Source organism: Acidocella sp., assembly GCF_050253495.1.
GTDB lineage: Bacteria > Pseudomonadota > Alphaproteobacteria > Acetobacterales > Acetobacteraceae > Acidocella.
This window is the reverse complement of sequence record NZ_JBFWIX010000003.1, coordinates 1-15,845: the sequence shown is the minus strand read 5'-3', so window position 1 is coordinate 15,845 and position 15,845 is coordinate 1. Positions and strand designations below refer to the sequence as shown.

17 protein-coding genes are annotated in these 15,845 nt (G+C 60.6%); 8 read left to right on the top strand and 9 right to left on the bottom strand.

The features are described from left to right. Positions 1-77: 77 nt before the first annotated feature. Complete coding sequence (locus AB7D48_RS03435; protein WP_427975923.1) at positions 78-371, bottom strand: helix-turn-helix transcriptional regulator; 294 nt, start codon at positions 369-371, stop codon at positions 78-80. 339 nt (positions 372-710) lie between these two features. Here AB7D48_RS03435 and AB7D48_RS03430 point away from each other — a divergent pair, with 339 nt between their 5' ends. Further along, on the top strand, positions 711-1,340 hold the full coding sequence (locus AB7D48_RS03430; RefSeq protein ID WP_427975922.1) for an AAA family ATPase: 630 nt from the start codon (positions 711-713) through the stop codon (positions 1,338-1,340). Further along, positions 1,337-1,564, top strand: a complete 228-nt coding sequence (locus AB7D48_RS03425; protein WP_427975921.1) for a hypothetical protein — start codon at positions 1,337-1,339, stop codon at positions 1,562-1,564. The genes AB7D48_RS03430 and AB7D48_RS03425 overlap by 4 nt, the downstream gene beginning before the upstream one ends. A gap of 107 nt (positions 1,565-1,671) precedes the next feature. Here the strand turns inward: AB7D48_RS03425 and AB7D48_RS03420 are convergent, their stop codons facing one another. The 4 genes from AB7D48_RS03420 to AB7D48_RS03405 are packed head-to-tail and all read right to left on the bottom strand — an operon-like array spanning position 1,672 to position 6,923. Beyond that, complete coding sequence (locus tag AB7D48_RS03420; RefSeq protein ID WP_427975920.1) at positions 1,672-2,892, bottom strand: tyrosine-type recombinase/integrase; 1,221 nt, start codon at positions 2,890-2,892, stop codon at positions 1,672-1,674. Then, complete coding sequence (locus AB7D48_RS03415) at positions 2,889-5,654, bottom strand: DNA polymerase (protein ID WP_427975919.1); 2,766 nt, start codon at positions 5,652-5,654, stop codon at positions 2,889-2,891. Before AB7D48_RS03415 ends, AB7D48_RS03420 begins: the two co-directional genes overlap by 4 nt. Before the next feature lie 55 nt (positions 5,655-5,709). Beyond that, the gene (locus AB7D48_RS03410) at positions 5,710-5,934 is read right to left on the bottom strand and encodes a hypothetical protein (RefSeq protein WP_427975918.1); all 225 of its coding nucleotides are present in this window, start codon (positions 5,932-5,934) and stop codon (positions 5,710-5,712) included. Next, the gene (locus AB7D48_RS03405) at positions 5,931-6,923 is read right to left on the bottom strand and encodes a hypothetical protein (RefSeq protein ID WP_427975917.1); all 993 of its coding nucleotides are present in this window, start codon (positions 6,921-6,923) and stop codon (positions 5,931-5,933) included. Before AB7D48_RS03405 ends, AB7D48_RS03410 begins: the two co-directional genes overlap by 4 nt. Before the next feature lie 85 nt (positions 6,924-7,008). Here AB7D48_RS03405 and AB7D48_RS03400 point away from each other — a divergent pair, with 85 nt between their 5' ends. Further along, entirely contained in the window at positions 7,009-8,316 is a 1,308-nt protein-coding gene (locus tag AB7D48_RS03400; protein WP_427975916.1) for a hypothetical protein, read from the top strand. Positions 8,317-8,503: 187 nt separating this feature from the next. Here AB7D48_RS03400 and AB7D48_RS03395 read toward each other — a convergent pair whose 3' ends face one another. Further along, positions 8,504-9,616, bottom strand: coding sequence for a Fic family protein (locus AB7D48_RS03395; RefSeq protein WP_427975915.1), 1,113 nt, complete (start codon positions 9,614-9,616; stop codon positions 8,504-8,506). Between the two features lie 200 nt (positions 9,617-9,816). Here AB7D48_RS03395 and AB7D48_RS03390 point away from each other — a divergent pair, with 200 nt between their 5' ends. Together AB7D48_RS03390 and AB7D48_RS03385 are read left to right on the top strand one after the other, a co-directional pair. After that, positions 9,817-9,990, top strand: coding sequence for a hypothetical protein (locus AB7D48_RS03390; RefSeq protein WP_427975914.1), 174 nt, complete (start codon positions 9,817-9,819; stop codon positions 9,988-9,990). Between the two features lie 3 nt (positions 9,991-9,993). Further along, on the top strand, positions 9,994-10,269 hold the full coding sequence (locus AB7D48_RS03385) for a type II toxin-antitoxin system RelE/ParE family toxin (RefSeq protein ID WP_427975913.1): 276 nt from the start codon (positions 9,994-9,996) through the stop codon (positions 10,267-10,269). A gap of 208 nt (positions 10,270-10,477) precedes the next feature. Here AB7D48_RS03385 and AB7D48_RS03380 read toward each other — a convergent pair whose 3' ends face one another. Beyond that, complete coding sequence (locus tag AB7D48_RS03380; RefSeq protein WP_427975912.1) at positions 10,478-11,977, bottom strand: hypothetical protein; 1,500 nt, start codon at positions 11,975-11,977, stop codon at positions 10,478-10,480. A gap of 117 nt (positions 11,978-12,094) precedes the next feature. Between AB7D48_RS03380 and AB7D48_RS03375 the strand changes: the two genes are divergently transcribed. Together AB7D48_RS03375 and AB7D48_RS03370 are read left to right on the top strand one after the other, a co-directional pair. Next, entirely contained in the window at positions 12,095-12,805 is a 711-nt protein-coding gene (locus AB7D48_RS03375; protein ID WP_427975911.1) for a hypothetical protein, read from the top strand. A 33-nt stretch (positions 12,806-12,838) separates the two neighbouring features. Continuing rightward, positions 12,839-13,246 (top strand): hypothetical protein, encoded by a 408-nt coding sequence (locus AB7D48_RS03370; protein ID WP_427975910.1) that lies wholly within the window; start codon positions 12,839-12,841, stop codon positions 13,244-13,246. A gap of 572 nt (positions 13,247-13,818) precedes the next feature. On the opposite strand, the gene AB7D48_RS03365 is transcribed toward AB7D48_RS03370, so the two are convergent. Beyond that, positions 13,819-14,346: a DUF3291 domain-containing protein gene (locus tag AB7D48_RS03365; protein WP_427975909.1), complete on the bottom strand. Its 528-nt coding sequence runs from the start codon at positions 14,344-14,346 to the stop codon at positions 13,819-13,821. A gap of 249 nt (positions 14,347-14,595) precedes the next feature. On the opposite strand from AB7D48_RS03365, the gene AB7D48_RS03360 reads away from it, so the two are divergent. After that, entirely contained in the window at positions 14,596-15,021 is a 426-nt protein-coding gene (locus AB7D48_RS03360) for a bleomycin resistance protein (protein WP_427975908.1), read from the top strand. A 57-nt stretch (positions 15,022-15,078) separates the two neighbouring features. On the opposite strand, the gene bla is transcribed toward AB7D48_RS03360, so the two are convergent. Further along, positions 15,079-15,783, bottom strand: a complete 705-nt coding sequence (gene bla / locus AB7D48_RS03355) for a class A beta-lactamase (protein WP_427975907.1) — start codon at positions 15,781-15,783, stop codon at positions 15,079-15,081. Positions 15,784-15,845: the final 62 nt, after the last annotated feature.

Genomic DNA, 15,845 nt, shown 5'->3' with positions numbered 1-15,845 from the left:
CGCCGCGTCACGGCAGGCTTGTTCATGAAATTCCGTTTGGCACCCGGGCTGTAACGGTGAGGCAGCCCGCCTCTTGCCTACCTGGTCACCGGCGGTGCCGTGCGCAACTTCTCCAGGTAGACCTTCACATCCTCCATGATGTAGCGCGTCACGTTACGCGCCAGCTGGATGCGGGTCGGGCCCTTGCCCGCCCGATGCCACTTGGCCAACGTCGGGAGAGTAACACCGAGGTGCTTGGCGACATCCCGCTCGGTGAGCAGACGGCCGGGGGCTGGCGCGCTTTCCTCTGCGGCGGCGCGTGCGGTACGAGCGGGCAACGGGGCGGCCAACGGCGCCCTATTTGCAATGGCGTGCGTGGTGGTCTGCGTCATGCGGATCTCCTGAATGTATGAAATCGATCAGATGGGCGCGTGTATCGGCAGGCGTGCCCAAACTACTGTTGCAGGCGCCAACGTCGTTTTCGTTCTCCCCTGGGTATGAGGCGAACTGCACGGGCCGTCGTCGAGGGGACAGATCGTCCGGCAACACATCCATCTCATCCGGCCGGGCGACCTTGGAGGCTCCATCCCGAAGGAGAATCACATGCCGGGGTAAACGCGCCTGCCGATCGACTGCGGTTGTGCCGCGCGGACATGCGTCTGCCCTAACAGGCGATTGGGCGAACGCGCATACGCGCGACCCTCGACCGTACAGCAGAAGGACTTGACAGCATGCAGATCATCACGATCGCCGCCACAAAGGGTGGCGTCGGCAAGACGACGCTCGCCGCGGCATTGGCCACGGCAGCGCTCACCGCCCGCCCCGGTATCAGGGTCGGGCTGGTGGACCTGGACCCGCAGGGCTCGCTGACCGCCTGGTGGAACTGTCGCGATAAGAGGGAGCCCCAGCTGCTCCGCCAGCCGGAGGGCGATTTCAGGTTCGACACGGCGGGCGCCAGGGCCGCGGGATTCGACCTGATCATTATCGACTGCCCGCCCGGGTTCTCCGACATTCTGGCCGACGCCATCGCCACCGCCGACCTGGTGCTGATCCCGACCGGGCCGGGCACGCTCGATTTGAACGCCATCGAGACGACGGAGATATTCGTGGAAACGCTGTACCTCCCGCGTCACTTCGTTCTCAACCAGGCGATCCACAAGAGCCGGCTGGCGGGGCGAGCCGTGCAGGAACTGAGGGAGCGCGGGCACCTGCTGCGACAGGTCGTCCACCATCGCGTGGCGATCGCCGAGGCGATGCGCAAGGGATCGACGGCCCTTGAGGCCGAACCGACGGGTGCCGCGGCGCGCGAACTCGCGGCGTTGTGGGCCGAGGTCAGCGCGCTGTTGGGGAGGGTGCCGTGAAACAGTTCGACCACGCGGATCGGCCGCTCCTGCACACCAAGGGCGAAGCGACACCGCTCGCGGAGCCAAAAATCAGGGTACCGAAACGCGCCTCTGGACGGCGCGTGGGTGCCTCCCTGCCGACCGAGCTGTATGTACGATTCAAGGCATATGTGGCGCGCCGTGGAGTTACGGGCGAGGAAGCAATCGTAGCCGCCATCGAGGCCCTGCTTACGCGGGGCTGAACTCTGGCAACCCAACGGACATCATCCTAAAGGGACAAGTACAGAGAAGGGGGCAGCGTCGAATGATGCTGCCCCCCTTCTCCGTCTCCGTCTCGAAATTAGATACTCTACGCGGCATCCTGCTCGTCATTATCGTTGTGTGCGGACCGCGCAGGTGGGCCTTCTTCCGGGTGAACGGCGGCAAGCCGGCCGACGGAATTGACGGCCTCGAGCTGGCGGTCGGCCTGGAGGTGGGCGTAGCGGGACGTTGTCGAGAGCTGCGTATGCCCGAGCAGCTTGCCAATATCGTAGAGCGGCACGCCGTCGTTGGCGAGCAGGCTGGCGAAGGTGTGGCGGAGGTCGTGCAGGCGTAGATCCTCCGGCAGGCCCGCCGCGAGCTTCGCGCGCGCCCAAATCCCGCGCAGCTCGGACAGCGCCTGCTCCTCACGGCGGGGCGACGGAAAGACAAATTCCGCGCCCGGCTGGCGCGGCTGCAGCTTCAGGACGGCGATGGCCTGGTCGGATAGAAAAATCGGCCGACGGCGCCCGCTCTTGGAGCGCGGCACCCAGAGGATGCGGCGGTCGAAATCCACGCAGGACCAGCGTGCCAGAAGAATCTCGGATTTGCGCGCGCCGGTCAGCGCGAGCAGCGCCACGGCCGAGGCCGCACCCTGGTCGGGGTCGGCCGCAAGGGCGAGGAGCAGCGCCTTCACCTGCGCGGCGTCCAGGAACATCTCGCGCCCTTCCGTGCGCAGCATCCCCGGCGAAGCCGCGGGATTCCGCCCCTCGAAGAACTGCCACTCGATGGCCAGGTTGAAGGCGCGGCGCAGCGCGGCCAGGTGCGCATTCACGCGCGACGCGGACAGCCCCTCGTCGATCAGCCCCTTGCGAAACCTGGCGACATGCAGAGGCGTGATCTCGTCCAGTTGGAGCTTGCCCAGCGCCGGCACCACGCGCAGCCGCATCAGCCCTTCGACCTCGACATAGGAAAGCAGCGTCTCTTTCGCGTGCGGCAGGATGTGCTCTCTGACAAAAGCTTCGAAGGTCGGAATGGCGCGGAGGCGATCGCGCTCCGCCGCGGGGTCGCCCCCGCGCCAAACATCCGCCTTATGCTTCAGCGCGAGTTTCCGCGCCTCCTCCGGCGTCAGCTCCGGGTGCTTCCCCAGCTTGATGTCGCGCACCCGCCCGCGCGCGTTGCGGTAGCGTAGCCGGTAGGTGATTCCGCCGGTCGCGGAGAGCTCCATGTGAAATCCCGACAGTTGAGCATCCACGATGCGAAGCCTCGCCGTGCCGGCAGGAACAGCAGGCAGGTTGCGTAGTAGCGCCTTGTTCAGGGTGGCGATGGTCACGGATTGCCGACCTCGGCAAGGAGCTGGACCATCCTCTCCGCGTCTTCGGGCGCGAAGAAGCGCACCCACTCAACGCTTGGGAAGCCCGCGATGATCGCACGCAACAACGGCACCACGCCGGCTGATGCTCCCACTACGCCGGCAACGGGCTCGTTGCCTTTGCGCGCACCGTTCTTCACCTCGTTGATACTGGTCTCGAAACCCGCCGTGGAAAGCCACGCAGCCACCTCCTGGTAGCTCATAGGGCCCAGCTCCAACCCCCACATCCCGCGCACCAGCGCGCGCAGCACCTGGCGCTTGAGAACGTCCGTCCCGCCGCCCTTGGTAACCTTCACGCTTGCCCCCGACCTCTTGCGCGCCAGCATTGCCGCCCTAAATTCTTTCCAGGCCGCCCAGTCTTCCGTGGTCTTCAGTACGCCTTGTTTTTGGTCGCGCCAGGCCTCGAAAACCTGACGCTCCATCAGGGCTTCCTCGACCGTTTCAAAGGCATCTGATTCTGTCGCCAAGTGGCGTTGGCCGGCATGCGTGCCGCACTTGATTTCGGCCATGCGGCCATCACTCAGGCGCCGTTTCATGTCGGGTTCCAGGCTGACGCGCAGGTCGTGGTCAAACCCCACCAGATCAGTGCCGCGCGTCATCTGATCACGTAGCGAAATGAGATCGTGGCGCTTAACGCGCGTTTCGTGTGTGCGCCCGAGATACAGCCCAAGCATCCACTCATTGGCGTTCTCTTCCCGGGGCACTTTCACCGAGGCCTTGGCCAGAATCGGTTGCTCACCCTCCGGGAGGCCCGTCGTCGCGATGCCCCTGTTGCGGAAGGCGATGACCTCCTCCGCCGTCTTCTTGATCTCCAGCAGCTCGGCGCGCGCTTCGCGCCGAGCAGAGCCAGTCAGCTGGGCGAGGCGCCCACGCGCCTCGCCCAGCACAAGGGCGGCAGGACCGTCGACGGCAATCTCATCCAGTGCGGCGTCGGTCAGGAAGCCATCGGTGCTCACGCTCACCACCTGACGATGGGCCGGGATCGAATTCAGCATCTCGGCGATGGCGGCCCGCACCAGACCGGTTGTGTAGGCCGCGAAGGGGGCGCAGGTCACCGCAGAGGGTTTTAGCTGCTTGCTGCCGCCGGTCAGCATATCGAAGGCCGTGCTCTTGTGCACGGCCTGGGCGGTTTTGCCGTAGAGGGAGTTTGTGATGACCTTGACGGTCTTGCTCTCCAGCGTGTCGCGGCCATCCTGCTTGAAGCTCTCGCGGAGCTTGGCCATCTGCACGACGAAATCCTCGTACGGCCGCGTAGCGCGGTCCCATTCGATGACGACGCCGAGTGTGATCTTGACCGATACGCCGAGCGAAATGGCCGAAGCGATCTCCGGCGCCGTCGCGACCGCCGTACCGCGCTTTGGAAAAATCAACCCGTGCCGGGTGCGCACGCCGAACACGGGGAAGCGGATATGCGGGGGCGTCTCGAATTCCACCTCGGCTACGCCCAGGACGTCGACCCGGAATGCCTCCAGCGCCCCCTCATCCCCCTCCCGGACGATGCGCACGCTGCTGTAATTCGGCACACCGATGGCCGCCATGGCGCTCGGGTAGGCCGAGCGCAGGTCTATGTCGCGCAGCAAGTCGCCGGCGTGCACTGGCCCCGTCAGGAAAGTTTCCGTGCGACCGCCGTGGTAAGCGTCGCCGGCTGCCTCGTTGATGAGCCGGGTGGCAAAGGTCGGGAGCCTCTCCCGCACCGTGATCATCTTGCCGGTGGCCTTCAAATACCGCGTTCGCTCCACCAATCGCGTGCCGAACAGCACGCTTTCGTCGATGCCGCCCTGCTTCAGCATCCGCCTAAAAAGCATCACCGCGGCCCCGCCCAGCGTGCCCGGCACCATGGGTAGGCCTAGCCGCTCCGTGCAGAACATGGCGAAGCGTTGAGCGTAGCGCGCCGTGATTTCGGCGTCGCGGCGCAGGTAAGCATCAAACAACGCAGGCTGCTCAGCCTGAAATACGTCCATCCCGCTGGCATGGTAACCGTCGGGCAGTCTGATTTTCGGGTAACCGAGGAGCGCGCCGAGGGCTTCCAGCGATGCCCCTTCCGGGGCTAGATTGTGCGTATCCAGAAACTGAACTCGCAACTGTGTCGCGTTCCGATTGCGATCCAGCGCTATAACATCCCGCTCACTATACGGCACCCGGGGAAGCTGCTCGAATGGCACGCCCGTCTGGGCCTCGGTTTCCAAAGCCAGAACCGCATCGCGCCCGCCGGAAGCAAGAGTGCCCTTGACCGCCGCCAACTGAGGCTTGAGCCTCCCGAAATCCCGGCACGCAGCGAAGTCACCACGCCCAAAATGAACGCCCACGACGACGCGCTCCGGCATCGCCGGCAGCACACCCTTGTCGATGGCCCCCTGCAGCGCGCGGCCGAGCAGCAGCCCAAGAGACAGCCGGTGCCTCCGCTCGGGGCCGCTCGGCGTGACGACAACCGAGCATGTTTTCTCGCCGCACACAACCGACAGCCCGTAGGCGAGGACGATGTTCTGTGATTTCTTCCGCTGCGGATGTTTACACCACTCGGTATCGAACCCGACAAACACCAGGGCGGATTCCATGATTATGCCGGTGTCGTCCGGATTACTTATTACCCCATCCGACTTCCGACACTTTCTATCTTTCTTGATTTTTACCGCATGTTTCTTTTTCATCTTTACGAAATATGCTCGTTGATTCTCTTCAGCGTCGCCACTGCTGTTCGGTAATGATGTGATTTGATCGCTCATTTTGACCTCAAATGATAAAGGCCGGCGGCGGTTGCCGCCGGCCAAGGCGCCGCAATTACGGGCGCCGCTTGCCCCTGAGGACCGCATCGTCGACAGCATCGAGCTGCTCGTTCAGGCTGAGGAGCTCTACCTCCGCCTCCGTTTCGTCATCGAACTTCAGCGCAACGATCAGGTCGTTCTTTTGATCGTTAACGAAGATCGTGTTCCCGCTCCGGGTCATAGCCCCGATCATCCCCTTCAGGATGCGGCCGCCCTTGCTCGTCTTGATGAATGTGCTCAAACTTGCTCCTTCTCATCTTCAGTTTCGTCGATTTGAACCTGCACGGCACTATCGGCCGCATCGCCGGCACCAGAGGCTTGCTCTGGCTCAGGCTCCACCGGTGATTGGGGGATGGCTTCTGTTGTGGTCTTCTGCTCGCCTACAGAATCAGTAAGGTTAGCGGTCGACGCTCCATCGTCGCTTTCATCGGATGACGGCGTGGCACTCGGATTAGCAACCTCACTAGGCGCAGACTGCGATGTCGGTCGAACGGCTTCTTGATCGCCTGTGTCAGCGGACACAGTAGCGATCACCTCACCGAAGCCATCAGTTAGACGAATCAAAAAGGTGAACTCACCGTTCACGCCAACGGGTAATCCGGTAACAGGGATGCTTGGCGGTCTAGCAACGTCGTTCGACCTAGCGCGCCCACGCGGAGGTTGAGACCTCGTGCTGGCTTCCTGCTCCCGTCTCGCCTGCAAAGCGGCATCGTAGCATTTCGAAATTCCGCCGTTTTTCTCAAAGTATTCGGCGACGCCTGACGCGCTCCCACACTGGGTCAGCACCCAACCCAATGCCGCACCTCGCTTGCTTGCTGCATCCTTGCTGATCCCCGTATCCGTTAGCTGGATCACTTTTTGATACGGGCTTGCCTGTGTCGCTTTCGTCGGCTTTTTGCCCGCGGCTTTGACGAACTCGATGAGATCGAAGCGGGGATGTCCAATCGTGAGCGCCACTTTCTGGAGGTGTGCATACCGATGCCGCATTGCTTCCTTCTCCGATTCATAGGGAAGCTGTGCGCTCGCGACACAGGACGCATAGGCGTCGCAATTATAAGCTTTCACAGCTGCCTGCTCTACGGCTGCGCTCCCGTCTTCGGAAACCACTTGGGGCTGTATCAATGGAGCATTGGAAAGGTTGCTCTGGAGCAACCTTTCGTTGCCCGCTGTCGCGGCGGACATGATGTGCGGGACAACCGATGAAATCGGTTCGATATTTTGGTCGTACATTTTTCTCCTTCCAACTGAGACGCGGGAATGCGCACGTCAGGAAGGGGGGAGATATGCCACCCAATCGAGCGGCGCATTGTAGGATTTGGATAACCTGCTACTCTCCGCGCCGACTATATTTTCCGACTACGAATACCTGAGCATGACCAGAACGAAATCAGAGCCTGTTTACCCTCAACCCGTTCGGCCGATACGGCTTGACCAAGCTTTTCGGTGGGTGCTTGCGTGGTTTGAGGACAAGGATGAGGTCCCAGTACAGCAGTGTCTCGGCCTGTTGCCCGGCCAGGACGAAGCAATGGATTTACCTCCAGCTCCGGCTGCTACCGGTCCGGGCTATGCGCGCCGCTTCAAGCCAGCCCAAATGCCAAGCCGACGGGATGGCAGTTTCAAGTCGCCCGTGCCGATCGCACGCACACCGCGCGTGCCGGACTTCGAGCAGTTAACGGTGCTGTTGCATGACCGCGAGCACGGCAATGGTGCATCGTCCCAGGCTGAGCTTCGTGTCTGTGCCGTTCATGACTGGCTGCAGCGAATAATCTGGACCGAAGGCACAGCGACGACAGCCGAGACATCGATCGAGCGGCGCAACGGGGCTGGGTCCGTACGGCGGGGTCGTACTCCTATCGCAGCCCAGACTTGGATGCGCATGAATATCAGCTACGCCGACGCAGAAGCAGAATGCATCGACGATGATTACGAAGTGCCAGACGACGCGCTACTCATTGGCAGGCCAGTATATAAGGAAATCGAGCTCGACCAAGATCAGCTATACAGGGCTCTTTGCGCTGAGTTCAGATCAGAGCGCCCGTTGGATATCCATGTGACGGACATGGACGGTCAGAAAAAATGTGAGGTCTGGTGGCGAGGACGCGTCTACAGTTTCGATCTTGGCAATCGAGCTGAGAGAAAAGAACGGGCGATGCGATCATTTGAGATTCTAATCCAGAATTCAGGAATAGATATCTCGTACTGGCTTCTCGATCTCCTTGCCGGCCGTGATGTAGATACCGGAGTGCAGTCGCCGAAAGCTAGAAAGCTCAAAATAGAACTAGCGGCACGAATCAGACCCATTTCGCAGAGCCTATACGGGCGCCAGATATCGATATTTGACGCCCATAAACAGTTGGACGACGTTCTCTCAGAGGAGAAGTACGAGGGTCATAACCTTTGGTCGTGGGCAACATGGTCTCCAGGATACGAGAAATCCAACTCCCATACCGGCGTGAGCCCCACACCGGCCTATAAAACCGTCGCGGAAAATGTCCAAAAATCATTACAAGAGGGAGAAAAGCTGATTGCCGAACGCGTGTCTGATGAAGCGGCAGCTTATCTTCGTACCCGGTTGCGCCGCGGGCCCATTTCGGCCAGCTTCAAGCCGGACACGATACCATAGTGAATTTGAGCGGTCCGCAAGTCATCTGACAACTCGTCTCCACCAAAAGTTGCCTGAGGCAACAATGTTGGCGTCGTGCCTTTTCTCTTGCGGAACCGGGTACAAAGAAATGGCCGGCAGGATGCACCTCCTGCCGGCCTAATATCTGACGCAACTTACACATCATCAGCTCGGGTCGCTGCGTCACCTATGGCTGTGGAAGACGCAGGCTGTAGCTGGTGCTCCGCCCGCCGGCCTCGTCTTTCATAAGGATACCGCGCGCGATCAGGTCTTGGATATCCCGGCCCGCCGTGTCCTGCGAGCATTTGGCGAGCTTGGCGTATTTCGACGAGGTGAGCTTGCCCACAAACCCATCTAGCAGCCGGTTGACGATCCCGCGTTGGCGGTCGCTGAGCGAGGTACCAGCCTGTGCCTCCCAAAATCTGGCCTTCCGCAGGACGGCTTCCAAAACGATCTCCGCCGCGGTGAAAGCGCGATCGAGGCAGCCCAGGAACCACGTGATCCAAGGCGTGATGTCGAGGTCGCCTTTCTGTGTGGCCTCCAGTACCTGATAATAGGCGTTGCGCTCGACCCGAATCTGGGCCGACATGCTGTAGAATCGCTGGCCCGTCCGCTCGGAGCGCGCCAGCGCCATGTCGGCGATGGCGCGGGCGATGCGGCCATTGCCGTCATCGAACGGATGGATGGTGACGAACCACAGATGGGCCAGGGCGGCGCCGAGGACCGGGTCAATCTCGCCGGGCGCATTGAACCAGGCGAGGAAGGCGTCCATCTCGGCCGGCAGCTTGGCCGCGGCGGGTGCTTGGTAATGGACACGCTCGCGCCCGAGGGGACCGGAGACCACCTGCATGGGACCACTTTCATCGGTTCGCCAGGCACCGACCGTAATACGGTTTATACCGCTGCGCCCCGTGGGAAACAAAGCGGCCTGCCACGAGCATAACCGCTCAGCGGTTAGCGAGGCCGCGTAGTTCTGGGTGGCGTCGAGCATCATCTCGACCACGCCCTCCACATGCCGGTCGACCGGAGCGAGAGCGCCGATATCCATGCCCAACCGGCGCGCGACCGATGAGCGGACCTGTTCGCGGTCCAGCGTCTCACCTTCGATTTCGCTGGATTTGATCACCTCTTCGGTCAGGGATTGCAGCACCGCCTCAGCGCGTAATGGGAATCCCAGCGTCTCCATGCGGCCGATCAGCCGTCCCTGGTGGTGGCGCACCGCTGCCAGCGGGGCCAGGATGGCGTCCTGGTCCCAGTGAAATTTTGGCCAACCCGGCAGCTGATGGATATAGACTGTCATTTTCCGCACTTTCTGCGGAGATTATGGCCAGAACCACCATATCACGCAATTATATTCTCCGCACAAAATGCGGTGAATATGGCCCTTAATCTCCGCACGAGCCTCGACCTAGTGACCTTGTCCTGATTCATGGGAGCGCGGCCCGGTCTTGCGAGCCAGATTTTTGGTCCCCTAGGCCCCCAATGTGCTATAAAGCCCTCATGAGCCAAGCTACCCAGCCTACCGATCCCGATCTTGAAACCGAACGCCAGCTGCTTGAAGCTGCTGTTGCGGAAGCGCGTGCGGATCACCGCCCTAGCGTATCGCACGATCAGGTGCGGGTTGATATGTTGCGCGAAATCGAGCGCCTGAAACTCAAGACTGCCAAGCATTAAGCTGTGAAGGTCGAGTGGCGTCCCAGCGCGCTCGATGATCGGGATGCGATCATCGAATATCTTGAGCCATTGAATCCGCATGCAGCTGCGAACCTGCTGCAAGCCCTTGTCCTCGCGGGTGACAGTCTCACGCTGTTTCCTCACAGGGGGCGCCCGGGATTGGCAACGGGCACCCGCGAGTTGGTCGCCATTTGGCCCTACCTCATCGTGTATGAAGTCGATGCCGCGGCTGACTTGGTGAGCATTTTGCGTGTCTGGCATGGCGCCCAGGATCGCTGATTTCGGGGAGCGTGCAAGCGTTGGGCGAAAACGGGCGGGCGGCTGCGCCCGCTGCAGAACCGGCATTATGGAAACTAATAGTCACCACTGTGCCACGCCCAGCTTGGCCGAGGTAGGCTGTAACTTGTGCTGCGACCACCAGCCTCGTTTTTAGCCACGCAACCCGGGTGCTGGAGAAGCACTCAGCCAATTTCACGTATTTCCCCGTCTAAGCCGCCGGAGGGGGAGTCCAGCCCATGGACCAGTCTATGATACGTAGAATGGGTGACTCCGGCGCAAGCAAGTCGATCTCGGTGTGTTGGATGACAGTTTCACGGCCGTCTCGCCGCGCGATAAGCCCAATACCGCAGGTCTCATACGTTTTGTAGGGGTAGGATGGGTCTGCTCGGTGGCGTGCAATGACTTGGTTGTTCCAATGGGTCATGACCATACTGTTTGTCACCATTACAATGGTCCCTGCACGATCACAGACGCGTAGCGCGCGCTGTACGATCCAGGGAAAGCACCCCTGGCGACCACAGGTAGAGCCATCCATAACCGGGGCATAGAGCCAGTCGAGCCCAATATTGTCGGAAATCCAGTCGCCTGGCATATTGTGCGACATATCCGCGCATATCAGGGCCATCAGGCGACCGAACCCATCGAATTCGGTTATCTGCACGTTGATGCCCGGCGAGGTATTTTCATATAGCGGTATGGGGTAATGTTGGCCGTCTATTCCAAAGCGAGATTGAGCAACAGCATCCAGATTCCAGTGAGAAAGCTTATCCTGGGTGAACAAAATTTTGCCACTGGCGCTGATCGCTGCGACGTAGTTGCGGTGCATACCGCCGGACACCTTGGGCGCCTCGATCACACCGATCAGCATTAGGCTAAGGCGAGGCACCTCACCATCGTCGGCCAGGGCAAATTCGCGCCTAAGGGCTTTGAATTTTTTAATAAAATCAGGGAGGAGATCGGCATCGACCGTCATTTCCGGCAACAGCAGCATATGCGCGCGATTTACAAATGTTTTACGCAAGATCGCTTCAAGGCGCGTTAGAGGGACGGCAAGCTCGATCGCATAGCGATCCCCCTGCACCCAAAGTCGCGCATCCGCGTCTGTTTCAACAACGGGTGCGAGGGCAAGCCTAAACGCATCCGTTGGCCATAGAATGCCAATCTCCTCGGGCGGGAAACGGCGAAAAACTAATGCTATGGGACGGCTACCCTCGGTACTGCTTGCAGCATCAGCGGCTCCAGCCATCACTACGGCCGGCAGAAAAACGCAGATATCGAGTAACGAGCATATTATAGAGTAGGTGCTCGGGGCTGCGGCCCAGTCAAGTTCGGAGTCGTCAAGCCGCAAAAAAGGGCTACCAAAAGCCTGGCGAGCGATGATCGTCCCATGCTGGAGGTTGGTGTTGAATCGATCCTCCATCGCCATCCGGTCGAGATGGGCTTCGTGGTCAGGTAGGCGGTGCAGGGTGACCTCGGAAGGAAGTAATGGACGATGCCAGCGGTCCAGCCGTTGCAGCGCTGCGGCGCAGAGGGCGAAATCCTTAGCCGTCGTAGGCGTTGCAGGCGGCCAATCGCCAAGCGATTCGGCTACTTCGGCGCAGAGTTCGGCGCTTGGAATAAGCCATTCATCTGGAGGAACCATATCCAAATCAAGGCGATCAAGCTCCTTTAGGAGAGTCTCGGGGGCGAAGGACGGGCTGTGGAACATTGCACTCGCCAGTACAGCAAGCGCATCCGAGGGATCCGTTAGGGGGGTTGCGCCAGTCACGATTTTCTCGTTAATAAATAATTAACTTTTGTGGTGTCAATTGATGTCAATTGTGCGTTGAGCGATATAGGGATTACCATGGGCAAAATCCAATCAATCGAAGCAATGCGAGCTGGCCTCACCGAAGCTGTGTCCCGCAGCGACTGGCAAAAGGCACGTCGTTATATCGATAGACTGAAAGGCATCGTGTTGGACAGTCTCCTACAGGACGACCCCAAGGCAATTCGGCTTGCCGCAAATGCGTTGCTGCAAGCCGGACAACGTCTAGAGCTACTAGCCGATCTGCCAATGGCATATGATGAAGCGGCGCTTGCTTGGCAGTTGCGCGCCGATGTAAGCACTGCCGCTCTGGCGGCCCGCGTACGACCTGTGCGCGTTGGTGTGGGAACAGAGGAGGATGCATCAAAAGACGTACCTTCTCTCCTTCTGGAGCTGTTACGACAAGCCAACACGCCGATGAGCAATACTGCCCTCGTAGACCGTTCTGGCAAGCAACCAGCGGTGATTTCCCGCGTGCTGAAGCGGCTTGAACAAGAGAAAAAAGTACGCCGTTGGCGGGGAGTGAAGGGGCAGCAACTAAACGCATTGCCTGCCGGCCAGCCCGCCCCACCTCTAGAACAGATGAATCGGCAGCACCTAACAAATCTAGCCCGTAAGTATGCCCCCCACGACTCACTCAGGCAAAGCGTAGTGCCGTCTATCGAGGCTATGCCCAAAAAGCCAGCCCTTCTTAATCAGACGGATGGTAAGCTAACGCTTGCAGCTTGACGTCAAAAAACGGGCAAACAAAGGAGCAAAACGATGACAAAGCTCGACGAGATTGCCACACTTATCCAAGAACTAGGTTATAAGGCGCTAGTCACAGATGACTTGATTAGCACTTCCATGTCCGGTTGGAATGTCGGAGTTTTCCCATATAACGATGACTCGATTCAAATGTATTTGGGTTTTACGATAGGTGCTGAGGACAATTTCGATTTTAGTCAAGCGAATGAATTCAACAAAGTTAATCGCTACTCCAAATGTTACGTGACAGATAACACGGCAGCGTTCGAACAAGACTTTTTTTTTGATGTTTCCAAACCGACAGCAAAGAATGACCTTGAACGGATTTTTGCAACCTGGGAGGGGATTATCGGCCTCGCGCGTGAGGCGCTTGATAAAAGCACGCAAGAACGAAACGAGCAAACCTCGCCATCCGCAGAATGAAATTGATTTATACCCTCTTTGAAGAGATATCTTCAGCGGTTAGCGTGCGATGGTCTCTTTTTATGGTATAACCGTCGATGCCAACACGGATAAGGGCATTGGCAGACGGAAATCGTAGCTGATTCAGACTACAGCACAGGCCACACAAGCCCAAATCCCTGTCCGTTGCCCCCTTCCCACCGCATTCCCCCAGAGAAGGCTTGTGGCAATCCTCTCGCTGTGCACCAGCATTGTGCATGGTATGTGGTGACTGAGCGATTCCGATGAACCATAACGAAGGCTTCAAAACGCCACATCTCATCCTGCAATTCCACAAACTACGAATCTGAGGGTCAGGAGTTCGAATCTCTTCGGGCGCGCCACGGAATTCATTGAAATACAAGCGAAAACGGGCCGGTCCTTAAGGACCGGCCCGTTGGCGTTTTGGCCCGGCCCACCACTATCCCCTCATTGGTCGCGGAACGCCGCCGGCCGCCCGGTGGGAAGCTGCGGCGTACGCGGAACGCGGCCACTCTGCCGCTGGACGACCCACAAGACGATCGTGGCCCCGGCCTGACACTAGGCCTTCAACCCTATTTTCCACGCCTCGCTTCAATGGCTTGGACGCGCGACATGTCGAGCTTCGTGGGCTGCCCTAACTGATCGAACGGCTGCTTGAAATTGAATGCGCTGGAGGTTGCCCCCTGGGCATGCAGGGCTTCCAGCCGGGCAACACCATCGCTCCATTGCGGGTGGCCGCTTCGATCATGCCACCACAGGGCCAACGGGGGCCAGTGGGGCTTTTCAAACCACTCCCTTCCACGGCGCAACGCCGTCGCGTGGAGTCCAAAATACGTGAAGGCGAAAGCAGACTCCAAATCCCTCCAGAGGGACAAAGTCGCCGGCGACCAGCCGTCTCCCCTGTCGATGTAGAACTTGGGGTATACCTCCGCGCCCCAGGGCGCGGGCCCGGGGTCGGACGCATAGCCCGAGCGGGCGAGCAACCCTTCCGCACGGTCCACATCCTTGAAGATCAGGTCATTCAGCTCGTGGAAGCCATCGTTTGATGGATCATCCGCCGGGCGACCGAAGAGGCTGAATGTGTAGAGGGCCAATTGCATGGGAACACCTAACGGCGGAGAGAGATTTCAATCAAGCCAGCCAATTTCTCGGCTTCACGCGCCCAATCACCCACCCGGCACGCCTGCTTCCGCCCCTGGCCCACATGGAGAGAACACGACGAAGTTCAAGCACGCGCGCCCGGAATGCCGCGGTTCGCCCGGTGGGAAGCGCGCGGCGCCGGGCTGAGCCCGCCGCCTTGTCCCCACCGGACCGCCGTGCGACCGTGCCGTCGAACGTGGGAGGAGCGCATGGAAAGCTGGGCGAAGCTGGTGCCGGAGCTTGTGGTCTCGGACTTGGAGGCGAGCCTGCGCTTCTGGCGCGACCTGATCGGCTTCTCCGTGGCGTACGACCGGCCTGAGGCCGGCTTCGCCTACCTGGACTTGGCCGGCGCCCAGGTCATGCTTGAGCAGCGCAGCACGGCGGACGACCAGTGGGTGACCGGGCCGCTTGAGGCGCCGCTGGGCCGCAGCATCAATTTCCAGATCGAGGTGCCGGCGCTCCAGCCGATCCTGGATCGCCTGGCCGGGGCCGATTGGCCGCTGTTCATGGCGCCCGAGGAGGCATGGTACCGCGCAAGCGATGTTGAGGTCGGCCAGCACCAGTTCCTGGTGACGGACCCCGACGGATACCTGCTCAGGCTGGCCGAGGATATCGGCAAGCGGCCAGCGGGATAGTCACTGTCCAGCATTTCCCGCACCGATGAGAAGCCCTTTGGCCTCTCACATCTTGCGTCAGGCCAATTCCGCACCGACCATCCGACCCACGCCGGCGAGGATGGGCGGCAGGATTTCCGGCTTCGGCTGTCCGCCCTGGGTGTAGGCGCAGATGACGACCGGCCCGTCCGGGGCTGGCCACGCCACCGCGATGTCGCCCAGCGCGTCCTTGCCGTTGTTGCCCGTCTTGTCCGCCACCTTCCAGCCCTTGGGCAGCCCGGCGCGCAGCAGAGCCCCGCCGGTCTGGCAGTTCAGCATCCAGCCCGTCAGCCGGGCGCGCGAGGCCGGGAAGAGCGCATCGCCCAGCAGGAAGCGCTGGAGGTCGCCCGCCATGGCGGCGGGCGTGGTCGTGTCCCTCGGGTCGCCCGGCGGCGAGAAATTCAGGCGCGGCTCGGTGTGGTCGAGGCGGGTCACCTCGTCCCCTTCCTCGCGCCAGAAGCGGGTCAGCGCGGCCGGGCCGCCAACGCTCATCAGGAGCAGATCCGCGCAGGTGTTGTCGCTGACCTCGATGGCCGCCTGGCACATGGCCCCGACCGTCATGCCGCCATCGGCCAGATGAAGCCGCGCCACCGGCGCGTAGTTGGAGATCTGCGCCGCGCCGTAGTGGACGAAGCGGCCAAGCTGCTCCTCGCCCTTGTCCACGCGCGAAAGCACGCAGTGTTTGATCCCACGGTTTGATGGTGCGATCCTTTCTTTGGAATGGAAGGATGCCCTATGGGACAAGTTCGTCACGGAATCGACACGACCACGCACGCCGTCAGAGCAGCAATACAGCGATCGCAAGC

Coding starts and splice junctions, on each gene's coding strand:
- AB7D48_RS03435 (WP_427975923.1), bottom strand. CDS start 371: ATGACGCAGACCACCACGCACGCCATTGCAAATAGGGCGCCGTTGGCC.
- AB7D48_RS03430 (WP_427975922.1), top strand. CDS start 711: ATGCAGATCATCACGATCGCCGCCACAAAGGGTGGCGTCGGCAAGACG.
- AB7D48_RS03415 (WP_427975919.1), bottom strand. CDS start 5,654: ATGAGCGATCAAATCACATCATTACCGAACAGCAGTGGCGACGCTGAA.
- AB7D48_RS03405 (WP_427975917.1), bottom strand. CDS start 6,923: ATGTACGACCAAAATATCGAACCGATTTCATCGGTTGTCCCGCACATC.
- AB7D48_RS03395 (WP_427975915.1), bottom strand. CDS start 9,616: ATGACAGTCTATATCCATCAGCTGCCGGGTTGGCCAAAATTTCACTGG.
- AB7D48_RS03390 (WP_427975914.1), top strand. CDS start 9,817: ATGAGCCAAGCTACCCAGCCTACCGATCCCGATCTTGAAACCGAACGC.
- AB7D48_RS03380 (WP_427975912.1), bottom strand. CDS start 11,977: ATGTTCCACAGCCCGTCCTTCGCCCCCGAGACTCTCCTAAAGGAGCTT.
- AB7D48_RS03370 (WP_427975910.1), top strand. CDS start 12,839: ATGACAAAGCTCGACGAGATTGCCACACTTATCCAAGAACTAGGTTAT.
- AB7D48_RS03365 (WP_427975909.1), bottom strand. CDS start 14,346: ATGCAATTGGCCCTCTACACATTCAGCCTCTTCGGTCGCCCGGCGGAT.
- AB7D48_RS03360 (WP_427975908.1), top strand. CDS start 14,596: ATGGAAAGCTGGGCGAAGCTGGTGCCGGAGCTTGTGGTCTCGGACTTG.